Origin of the sequence: Bradyrhizobium sp. (assembly GCF_049691595.1) — a bacterium.
Taxonomy (GTDB): Bacteria; Pseudomonadota; Alphaproteobacteria; order Rhizobiales; family Xanthobacteraceae; genus Bradyrhizobium.
The window spans coordinates 1-9,999 of the sequence record NZ_JBAVNZ010000078.1 but is presented as its reverse complement, the minus strand read 5'-3'; the positions used below and the strand labels follow the sequence as shown (position 1 = coordinate 9,999).

At 65.2% G+C, this 9,999-nt stretch carries 10 protein-coding genes; 3 read left to right on the top strand and 7 right to left on the bottom strand.

Annotated elements, in window-relative coordinates:
• The 3 genes from WCE35_RS03830 to folE all read right to left on the bottom strand — a co-directional run.
• The coding region (locus WCE35_RS03830; protein ID WP_424592013.1) for a transglycosylase SLT domain-containing protein at positions 1-710 on the bottom strand (710 nt) is incomplete at its 3' end.
• A gap of 283 nt (positions 711-993) precedes the next feature.
• Positions 994-1,428, bottom strand: a complete 435-nt coding sequence (gene hisI, locus WCE35_RS03825) for a phosphoribosyl-AMP cyclohydrolase (RefSeq protein ID WP_424592012.1) — start codon at positions 1,426-1,428, stop codon at positions 994-996.
• Between the two features lie 28 nt (positions 1,429-1,456).
• Positions 1,457-2,152, bottom strand: coding sequence for a GTP cyclohydrolase I FolE (gene folE / locus WCE35_RS03820; RefSeq protein ID WP_424592011.1), 696 nt, complete (start codon positions 2,150-2,152; stop codon positions 1,457-1,459).
• 232 nt (positions 2,153-2,384) lie between these two features.
• Here folE and WCE35_RS03815 point away from each other — a divergent pair, with 232 nt between their 5' ends.
• Positions 2,385-2,840 carry an iron-sulfur cluster assembly scaffold protein gene (locus WCE35_RS03815; protein WP_424592010.1) on the top strand — a complete coding sequence of 152 codons (456 nt, stop codon included), beginning with the start codon at positions 2,385-2,387 and terminating at the stop codon, positions 2,838-2,840.
• Between the two features lie 26 nt (positions 2,841-2,866).
• On the opposite strand, the gene WCE35_RS03810 is transcribed toward WCE35_RS03815, so the two are convergent.
• Complete coding sequence (locus WCE35_RS03810; RefSeq protein ID WP_424592009.1) at positions 2,867-3,787, bottom strand: hypothetical protein; 921 nt, start codon at positions 3,785-3,787, stop codon at positions 2,867-2,869.
• Positions 3,788-4,012: 225 nt separating this feature from the next.
• Here WCE35_RS03810 and yidD point away from each other — a divergent pair, with 225 nt between their 5' ends.
• A complete protein-coding gene (gene yidD, locus WCE35_RS03805) occupies positions 4,013-4,357 on the top strand; it encodes a membrane protein insertion efficiency factor YidD (RefSeq protein ID WP_424592008.1) in 345 nt (114 codons plus the stop codon).
• A gap of 112 nt (positions 4,358-4,469) precedes the next feature.
• Here yidD and WCE35_RS03800 read toward each other — a convergent pair whose 3' ends face one another.
• Positions 4,470-5,684 (bottom strand): hypothetical protein, encoded by a 1,215-nt coding sequence (locus WCE35_RS03800; protein WP_424592007.1) that lies wholly within the window; start codon positions 5,682-5,684, stop codon positions 4,470-4,472.
• Positions 5,681-7,057: an APC family permease gene (locus WCE35_RS03795; RefSeq protein WP_424592006.1), complete on the bottom strand. Its 1,377-nt coding sequence runs from the start codon at positions 7,055-7,057 to the stop codon at positions 5,681-5,683. Before WCE35_RS03795 ends, WCE35_RS03800 begins: the two co-directional genes overlap by 4 nt.
• Before the next feature lie 434 nt (positions 7,058-7,491).
• Here WCE35_RS03795 and WCE35_RS03790 point away from each other — a divergent pair, with 434 nt between their 5' ends.
• Complete coding sequence (locus WCE35_RS03790; protein WP_424592005.1) at positions 7,492-8,682, top strand: alpha/beta hydrolase; 1,191 nt, start codon at positions 7,492-7,494, stop codon at positions 8,680-8,682.
• Between the two features lie 149 nt (positions 8,683-8,831).
• On the opposite strand, the gene WCE35_RS03785 is transcribed toward WCE35_RS03790, so the two are convergent.
• Complete coding sequence (locus tag WCE35_RS03785; protein WP_424592014.1) at positions 8,832-9,989, bottom strand: MFS transporter; 1,158 nt, start codon at positions 9,987-9,989, stop codon at positions 8,832-8,834.
• Between the last annotated feature and the right edge of the window lie 10 nt (positions 9,990-9,999).

Below are 9,999 nucleotides of genomic sequence, written 5' to 3'. Positions count from 1 at the left end.
GCGAGCGGCCCGCGTGGCGGCAGGCCGCCGCCGACCGCGGCCATCGCGGTGCGCGTCGCCCGGGAATTGGCCGCACCGGCGTAGCGTGAGCTCAGCACCGAATAGACCTGCGAGACGCTGCGCGTCTCACCGGTGCGATCATAGAAGATCGAGCGGTTGGCGGCGGCCGCGTTCGGAAACATCCGCGCCGCGGAGGCTTGCGGATGATCCTCGGCATTCGCGATCAGTTTTGCCGCGCCGCCGACACCCATGAAGTGCGCCATATAGAGTTCGGGATCGGTCGGACGGCGGCCGATCCTGCCGGTGAGCTTGAAGCTGTTGGATTGCGTCAGCGCCGCCGCCATCGACGAGGCGGCATCGGGATCGTCGCGCAGCTTCATGATCGCGGCCCGCGCCGCGGGATCGCTGACCGAATAGCTGCCGGAAGGGTTTTTGGTGATGGCATCGGCATATTTGCCGTAGCCGAGCTGGGCGCCCGCTTCTTTCACCGTGCCGAGCCAGGTCTGGTCGATGAATTGAAACAGCCCGCGCGCCGACGAGGTCGAGGCCGCGGCCTTCGGATTGAAGTTGGACTCCATCTTGGCGGTGGTGAGCAGATATTCGAAGCTGGCGCCGCTATGGCTTGCGGCCTGCCGGATCGAGCCCGCGATCTTCACCCGCGTGGGATCGGCACCTGCCGCAGCCGTGGCGTTTGATGGGTCGACCGACATCTGCTTGGTGCCCCGCTCCTCGCGAAACGACGCGCGTCCCTCTAAGGCGCCGACAATCGGCGCCCATGCGACGCCAGACTGCGGCAGTCATGGTTAACGGCGGGTTAAGGAGGTTCGTGTCCCGGACGCAGCGCCGGGACCTGACCAACAGGATGGACCCCGGATCCGCGGCGCACCACGCCGCAAAGCCATAGCGCCTCGAAGACGCGCGTGAACGCGCTGATGGCGCCTCGAAGACGCGCGTGAACGCGCTGATGGCGCTGCGCAGCATCCGGGGAACGCTCTATGTCTTTTGATGATACACCGCGGCCGGATCGAACAGCCGGTCCGCATCCACCAACGACAGTCGCGTGTCGCCGCCGCTCCCGGTCACCGCGCGATAGAAACACGACCGCCTTCCGGTGTGGCACGCCGCGCCCGACTGCTCGACCCGGATCCAGACCGCGTCCTGATCGCAGTCCATCCGCATCTCGACGACCCGCTGCGCATGTCCGGAGGTCTCGCCCTTCCGCCACAGCGCGTGGCGCGAACGGCTGAAGTACCAGGCCTCGCCGCTTTCGATGGTCTTGCGCAGGGCCTGGTCGTTCATGTGCGCGACCATCAAAACCTCGCCGGTCGCGGCATCGGTGGCCACGCAGGTCACGAGGCCCGACGCGTCGAATTTGGGCTGGAACGCCAGCCCTTCCTCGCGATCATGGTTATCGGTGGATGTGGACACGGATCGTCCTCGCAAATTTCGAGCGAGGCTACCGGTTCGGTCCTCGCACCATGGACAGGAAACGCCCCTGCTCCGCCGGATTGTCGCGGAACATGCCGGTGAAGCGGCTGGTGAAGGTCATCGCGCCATGCTTGGCGACGCCGCGCACCGACATGCAGGTATGCTCCGCCTCGAGCATGACGGCAACGCCGCGCGGTTTCAGCACCTCGTCGATGGCGGCGGCGATCTGCGCGGTGAGATGCTCCTGCGTCTGCAGGCGGCGCGCGAAGATGTCGGTGAGGCGCGCCAGCTTCGACAAGCCCACCACCCGCTCGACCGGCGTATAGGCGATATGCGCCCTGCCGTAGAACGGCATCATGTGGTGCTCGCATTGCGAGGTGAATTCGATGTCGCGGATCAGGACGAAATCGTCATAGCCGGCGGTTTCGCCAAAAGTGCGGTCGAGCACCTCGGCGGGGCATTGATGATAACCCTGGTAGAGTTCGTCGAAAGCTTCGACGACGCGGCGCGGCGTATCGATCAGTCCCTCGCGGGCAGTATCCTCGCCGATATAGCTGAGCAGCGTTAGCACCGCCGCTTCGGCCTCGGCGCGCGACGGACGCGGCAGGTCGGCGCGGACGGCGGCGGCCAGAAATTCCGACGGATCGAGTTCGCCGGGGCGGGTTTCCAGGGCTTTTGGATCGGAAGATTTGCCGGGCCGGATAGATTTAATCAAGGCGTCCATGTCGACTCCGTTCGACCGGTCAGTGAGACCGGAGTGTCACCGGGCAGACGGGGCGGTTTTTGCCGCCGGACGCCTGAATCCCCCTCATCCTAGCACCACAGCCGCAGAATTGGCTTCTATTTAGGCCGCCGTGGCGACATGGCCGGACTGTATTTCCGCCATTGCGGTCCATATATAGGATGATGGAGCCCGGCCGCCAAGGGCGCTCCGATCCGCGAGTTCCGAGACCTCGATGCTGAACGACATCTATAACAAGCGGATCATCGAACTGGCCGGCAATATTCCGCGGCTCGGCCGGCTCGCCGACCCCGACGCCAGCGCCACCGCCCACTCCAAATTGTGCGGCTCGACCGTCAGGATCGACCTCAAGATGGAGGGGCCCGTGGTCACCGACTTTGCCCATGACGTCAAAGCCTGCGCTCTTGGCCAGGCCTCCTCCTCGATCATGGCAAGCCATGTGGTCGGTTCGACCGCGGACGAACTGCGCGATTTGCGCGAGACCGTGCGCAAGATGCTGAAGGAGAATGGCCCGCCGCCGCAGGGCAAGTGGGCCGACATCGCCCTGCTCGAGCCGGTGCGCGACTACAAGGCGCGGCATGCCTCGACCATGCTGACCTTCGACGCCGTCGTGGATGCGATCGGCCAGATCGAGACCAGGGCCAGCCAGCCCGCAGCGGCGCAGGGATAAACCCGGCGTCAGGTTGATATATACCGCTACTTTGCTGGAGTTGCCGTCACCGCGCCACCCGTCGGGACCAACGCTTCGGCCGTCCTGGTCGACTTTGCCGCCTGCGCCGGCCCTTCAATCCCGCCGCTGACGAGGCGGTCCGATGCCTTCGGCTTCAGCGCAGCCATCGGCGCCGACGCATTGTCCCGAGGCAGCACGTCGGCGACCGCATCCGTGGTCACGAGATTGGCCAACCGCAGCTCGGCCCGCGACAATTCGTGCAGGTCTTCCCATGGCGGCACGCTCAGCGCGAGCGACAACAGGTCGCCGGTGCCGCCCATGTCGAAGGTATATTTGGCGAGACGACCGATATCGCGTTCGACGATCATCAAATCCTGCGCGGTATAGCTTGCCGCTTTCGCATCGTCGGCGCGGTCGCCCATCCAGATCTGATGGACGCGGATATGGGCCGCTTCCGGCACGTAACGGGTCTTGCCCGACAGCAGCAGGAAGACGCACATCGACTCGCAATAGGCTTCCGGCAAGACCCGCGCGCGTTCGCCTTGTGTCGTCTGTGTCACGACGCTGATGCCGACGGTGGTGAGGGCACCGAGACTGCGGAACCGGTGCCCGAGCGCGATGGAGTCGTTGACCGAACCGCCGCTGGAATCGAGCACGATGGTCGCGCCGACCAGCTGGCGCCCGCGCGCGAACTCGTCGAATTCCCGCGGGCTGTCCGCGGTGACGATGCCGACCGCGCTGACCCAGCCCTTGCAATTGGGCTGGCACGCCACCCAATTGAAGCGCATCGGCAATTTACGTTCTTCGAGGCTGACGCGGGCACTGGCCGAGTTGCCTGGCGTGGTGATGGCGCCGGGCACGGCGATGCACAGGGCGACGGCGCCGAGCAGCGCCCAGCCGCGAAGTTTTGGCGACCTCACGAGCCTCAATTTGGTTCCTTCCCCCATGCCGGCCAGCGGATGTCGGCAATGGCCCCAATTCAACGCGACGTGATTCTGCCATCGAAGCGTTATCAAAAAGGTAACCTTGCGAGTCGCGGGCGTCCACAGAACCTTGGCTGCGCCGCCACCCAAAAGGCGGAAATTTGCCGAGTGTGGCGCAATATCTGCACCGGCCCATTTCCCCGCTCTGGAATCACGCAAAACCCGGCATATGATCGCAGCAGGCCGCGCATGGAACATTCATCGTCGCATTGCCAGCATTCTCCGGGCCGCGGCGGCGCGGTTCGCCGCCTGCCGCGCAATTTTGGGCGGGCGTTGATCTGGATCTACCGGCACACACTGTCGCCGCTGGTCGGCTACAACTGCCGCCATCTGCCGACCTGCTCGGTCTATGGCGACGAAGCGATCGAGCGGTTCGGATTATGGGCCGGCGGATGGATGACGCTGGCGCGGCTGCTGCGTTGCCAACCCTGGGGCACGTCCGGCATCGACAACGTCCCGTCGGCGCGGCCGCCCGGCGCACGCTGGTATCTGCCGTGGCGGTACGGCCGCTGGCGCGGCGTCAACGCGCCGTAGATTGGCTGCTCCTCATCAAGAGCGTAGCGGGTCCGCGCAAGGCATGGCCGATGACAGGCTCCGGCGTAATCCGCCGCCCCCGGCCGCGGCTGAGCTTTCGATCGCATACGCGCTAGCGCGAAAACCAGAAGAAATCCCTCGACTGCCAGAACGGCGCCGGCGGACGCGGCTTGCGTGGACGCGGCGAGGGTTCGGCCGATGGCGCCGACGACGTCGTGTCGGCGCCGCCCGACTCGTCGGCGGGCAGCCTCACCGCCAGCAGCAGGTTCGATTCATGGGTGCGCCAGCGATAGCCGATGCCGAAATCCATCGGCTGGCTGCGCCTGAACAACTCGGCATATGACTGCTGATACCGGCCGGGGAATTCCGCGATCGGCCCGGCATAGCGGCCGAACGGGAAGAACCGCCATTTCTTCGGGCTGAAATACGCGAGCGGTATTCCGGAATCGTCCTGGATGATGGTGGCGCTGTTGGCGAGGATGAAGTCGCGCACCGTGGTGAAATTGCCGGAGTGCGGGAGATAGGATGCGCTCTTGATCAGGCTGTTGCCGGGGGCGAGCGTCGCGCAGAATTTCAGGAAGCCGGAGGCCTGGACGCCGGAATTGGAGAGATCGGTCGAGAAATAATACAGCGTCCGTTCCACGCCGTCGCTGCCGGCGAAGATAATGCGCGCGCCGCGCGCGGCGTTCGGCCCCGGATTTTCGTTGCCGAAATACGCGGCGCCCTTCTCATCGAGCGCGATCGGAGCGACATCGCGGATGGTCTTGCCCGAGCGCGCCAGGAAAACATAGAGGATCGGCAGCGTGCCGCCGATCTGCCCGGCGCTCAGATCGACCTTCATCTGCTTGGTGATGAAGAAGCTGAAGCTCAGGATCGATCCGAGCGAGCGCTCGACATTGTAGAGCGCGGCGGCGATGCCGCCGCGCGGCAATCTGGTGAGATCAGGCACCGAACCGGGCGGCTCGAGCGCGCTCAACACGTAGGTCGAAGCCTTCGAATAGAAGGCGTCGGCGTAGAGGAAATCGGGGCCGCTGAACATGTAGAACATGGTCGGTCGCGGCGCCGCCAGATTGGTGTCGGCCCAGGCGCGGATTTTCGATATCTGACGCCGCTCGAGCTCGGCGAACGCGGTGTCGAAAAACCTCGCATGCCGCTGCCATGCCGGATCATTCGTCAGCGCCGCGAGCGGCGAACCGGCGGAGGGCGCCATCCCGGCGAGGAAGCGCGCGGTATCGTCCGCCGTCGCGGTGCCGGCGGCGCGCGCAGGCAGCGTTGCCGTGGACAGCAATGCGACAGCGAGTGCTGCTATTCTCACAAACGAGATCATGTTGATTCGCGACCCGACGTTTCCGCCGCGGGACCGCCATCCCGCTTGCGGAAAATGGCGTAAATGAGAAGGCCCGAAATCATGATCAACATACCGAGCGCCGATTGCAGCGGCCGGTCCGTCAAAAGATAATACATCATGAAGCCGGTCACGAACAGGAAGACCAGCGGCGAGACCGGGTATCCCCAGGCACGATAGGGCCGCGGCAGGTCGGGCCGCGTGATGCGCAGCTTGATCACGCCGAGCACGGCGAAGAACGAACAGAACAGCAGCGCGAACTGGATGAAATCGAGCACGGCTTCAAAGCTGCGGGTGAACAGCATCAGGCTCGCGACAGTCAGCTGAAACAGGATGGCGTAGGCCGGCGCGCCGCTGCTCGTGCGCCGCGCGAACCGGCGCAGCGCCGGAACATCCTCGCCCATGGTCATCATGACACGGGGCCCGATCCACATCATCGCGCTGATCGAGGAGATCAGCCCAATGCAGATCATCGCGCCGACGATGCGGCCACCGAGCTCGCCGAAGATATGGCTGCCGGAGATGCGGGCGACGTCGAGCTGCCCGGCCAGTCGGTCGATCGGCGTGGTATGCAGAAACACAGCGTTGAGGGCGACGTACAGCACGAGCACGATCAGCGTCCCCGTCAGCATCGCGCGCGGCAGATTTCGTCCCGGCAGGCGCATCTCGCCGATGATGTAGGTGGCGGCGTTCCAGCCCGAGAACGAATACATCACGAACACCAGGCTGATCGCGAACGGCGCGCTGACGATGTGGGAGAAGTCGGAAACCGACGGCGCAAACCTCACCGGCTGCGGCGTGCCCACCGAAAAGCCCGCGGCCAGGAAGGCGACGATCAGCACGACCTTCAAAATGGTCGCGATCAACTGAAAGGTGCTGGAATGCCTGACGCCGGCAAGCTGCACGATCGACACCAGCCACACCACGCCGATGGCGAGCGCGAGCGGCGGCGCGTTCGGAACGACCGACTTGCCGTATTCGCCGAACGCCATCGCGGCCAGCGCGACGGGTGCTGCGAACCCGACGGTCGCCGACACCCATCCCGCCACAAAGCCGAAGGCCGGGTGATAGGCCCGGCTCAGGAAATTGTACTCGCCGCTCGAGCGCGGGAACATCGCACCGAGTTCGCCGTAGGAAAACACCCCGCACAGCGCGACGATGCCGCCGACGGTCCAAAGCAACAGGATGGAAAAGCCGGAGGGGATATCCTTGACCTGAAAACCAAGGCTGGTGAAGACGCCAACGCCGACCATGTCGGCCACCACGATGGCCGTCGCCACCAGCACCGAAACCGTCGAGCCGCCGCCGGGAAGCGGGCCGGACCACGCCGCGCCTCCGGTTTCCGATGCCGCCATATCTGACTGTACCTTCAGCGCCGCACGCCCGAGTAGCATGGTGCAGGCTGACGCGCTCCAATTCAAGCAGTGTTAACAATGATTTAAATCGGCAGGAGAAATCGGTACCGAAATACCTGTCGCACTGCAGCTGCCCGCTAAAGCGCCTTCGGCATTGCGAAAACAGGATGGCAGGCCCACAATCGCGACACGATTTCGTGCTTTATTTATAGCTTCCGGATGTGGGGAGTTTTTTCCGGAATCTTAAACGTCGCCTGAGCACCCGCGAGCCTACGCCGTTCGCCGGTGCACTTTGGGGCAGTGGGTGGATGGTCGGAGCGACTCCGAAATTCCAGATGGTTGAACGCGGGAGCCGGGCGGTGTCGCCGGGCGCGGCGTTTCATTGCCCAAGCCCATCCGCTCACGCCGGTTTGCGTCGCTGGCGGTTGGCCGCAATGGCGTGCTGCCTTGTGCCGCTGTCGCTCGTTCTGGTTCAGTGCGGCAAGGCGCCGAGCGCGGGAATGCTGGCGGCGAATTCCCAGCCATCGTCGGGCGACAGTTTCGAAGACCGCTTCCCGGCGCCGCAGTTCAGGGATCGCTTCCCGACCGAGAAGGAAGGCTTCAGCCAGGTGCAGCGGCAGGTCGCGCTTCCGCCGTCAAAGCCGACCGCGCGGGCCGAGCCGGCGTCCGTCAGGGTCGCGTCGCTGGCGCCCACGCTGACGCTGCCGCGCCCGTCGGATCGCGAAGAACTGACCACGCTGGTCAACATGAAGTCCTCGGCTTTCCCCTATTTCGGCAACCATCCGCGCTCCGAGGCGCCGTTCCTCAATATCAGCAAAGGCGAGCGCCGCGGCCATCGCAGCTATAACGGCCGGGTCTACTGGCAGGACGAGACCTACAACGACAGCCGCGTGCTGGTGCACGTCCCCGAGAATTTCGATGTCCGCAGGCCGGGGGTGATCGTGGTGTTCTTCCACGGCAACGGTGCGACGCTCGAACGCGACGTGCGCGACCGGCAGATGGTGCCACAGCAGATTTCCGATTCCGGCGTCAACGCGGTATTGCTCGCGCCGCAACTGGCGGTCAATGCCGCCGATTCCAGCGCCGGCAAGTTCTGGCAGCCCGGCGGCTTCAAGCGCTTCATGGATGAATCGGCCAGCCACCTCGCCCGCCTCTACGGCGATCCGGGTTCCGCCAAGGCGTTCGCCAGCATGCCGATCGTCATCGTCGGCTATAGCGGCGGCTTCGTGCCGACGGCCTGGAGCCTCGACGTCGGCGGCGTCACCAGCCGCGTCCGCGGCGTGTTCCTGCTCGATGCCGTCTATGGCGAACTCGACAAGTTCGCATCCTGGATCGTGAACAACCGTTCCGGATTCTTCGTCAGTTCCTATACCCGCTACACCAGGCGGCATGACGCCGAGCTGATCGCAATGCTGCGGGAAAAAGGCATCACCGTCACCGAGACCATGGATGGACCGCTGCGGCCCGGCAGCGTGATTTTCGTCCAGACGCCCGACGGCATAACCCATCGCGATTATGTCACCCAGGCCTGGACCGAGCACCCCGTCAAGGACGTGCTGGTCAAGATGGCGGCGACGCCGGCGCTGACCAGGGTCGCGAGCGCGCCGTGGCCTGCGAGCCGCTGATCCCGGCGCGTTCGCGCCGTCGCGCCATCCTCACCCGCTGATCATCACCGGCGCGATTTACGCCGCGCGCGGCAAACGTCGCGGCGGCAACTCGGCTTTTGCGTTCATCGGCAATTGCACCGATAAGGGGATCAGCGATTAAAACGCGCTTATCCCGGCTGCGCCGCGGCCGGGCGCGGCCTGCTCAGGATGACCGTCGCCAATGCCAATGCGACAAGGGCCGCCGACACATAACCGGCAGCATGCAGCAGATCGCGCCCATACAGCCAACCGCCGATCGCCGAACCGACGGCCTGCCCGATATAGAGCACCGAGGTGTTGAGCGCTACCGATGCGGACGCCAGCGCCGGCGCGGCGGCGACCAGCCGCACCTGCTGCATCGAATTGGTCGAGGCGAAGCCCAATCCCCAGATCGCGACGGAGGCGGCCATCAACGGATAGATGCCCGCGCTCAGCGCCCATCCGCTCACCCCGGCCAGCATCACGACCATGAACAGCACCGATGTCCTCCAGGCGCCCCAGGAATCGACGATGCGGGTTCCAATCGCCGCGCCGATGAAGCCGAAGATGCCGTAGAACGCGAACACCAGCCCGATGGCGTCCGGCCCCGCACCGGTCAGCTTCGCCAGCAGCGGCCCCATGAAGGTGAACACGACGAACTGGCCGGACATCTGCAGCGTCGTGATCGACAGCAACAGAACAATCATCCGGTTGCGGCCGACATCGGCCCAGGTCTTGAGGTCGACCGGCGCGCCGACCAGGCCGCCCGGCAGACGCCACAGGAGCAGCAGGCAACTCATGCAGCCGATCAGGCCGATGCCGCCATAGGCCGCGCGCCAGCCGTAGCGGCTGGCGATGAAGGTGATCAGCGGCAGCCCGATCGCGACCGCCAGCGACCAGCCGAGAAAGATATAGGCGATGGTGCTGCCGCGCCTTTGCTCGGGCACGATCAGGCCGGCGGTGCCCGCCGCCTGCGGCGTATAGAGCGCGCCGACCGCGAGCATCACCAGGCGAATGACCAGCAGGGTCCGGTAGTCGGGCGCAAGCGCCGAAGCCGCATTGGTCAGCGCGATCACCAACAGCGTCACTGTGAGCAGGGTGCGGCGTTCGATCCGGCTGGTCAGCCATGCCGTCACCGGCGAGCCGACGCACAGCATGACGGCGCCGAAGGTGACCAGAAGACCCGCGGTCTGGATGCTGACGTCGAGGCCGCGGGATAGTTCGACCAGCATGCCCGCCGGCGCCAGCACCGCGCAGCCGGTGACGATATTTCCAAGCATCAATGCGGTGGGAGCGAAGCGTTTCACAGCGCGGTAT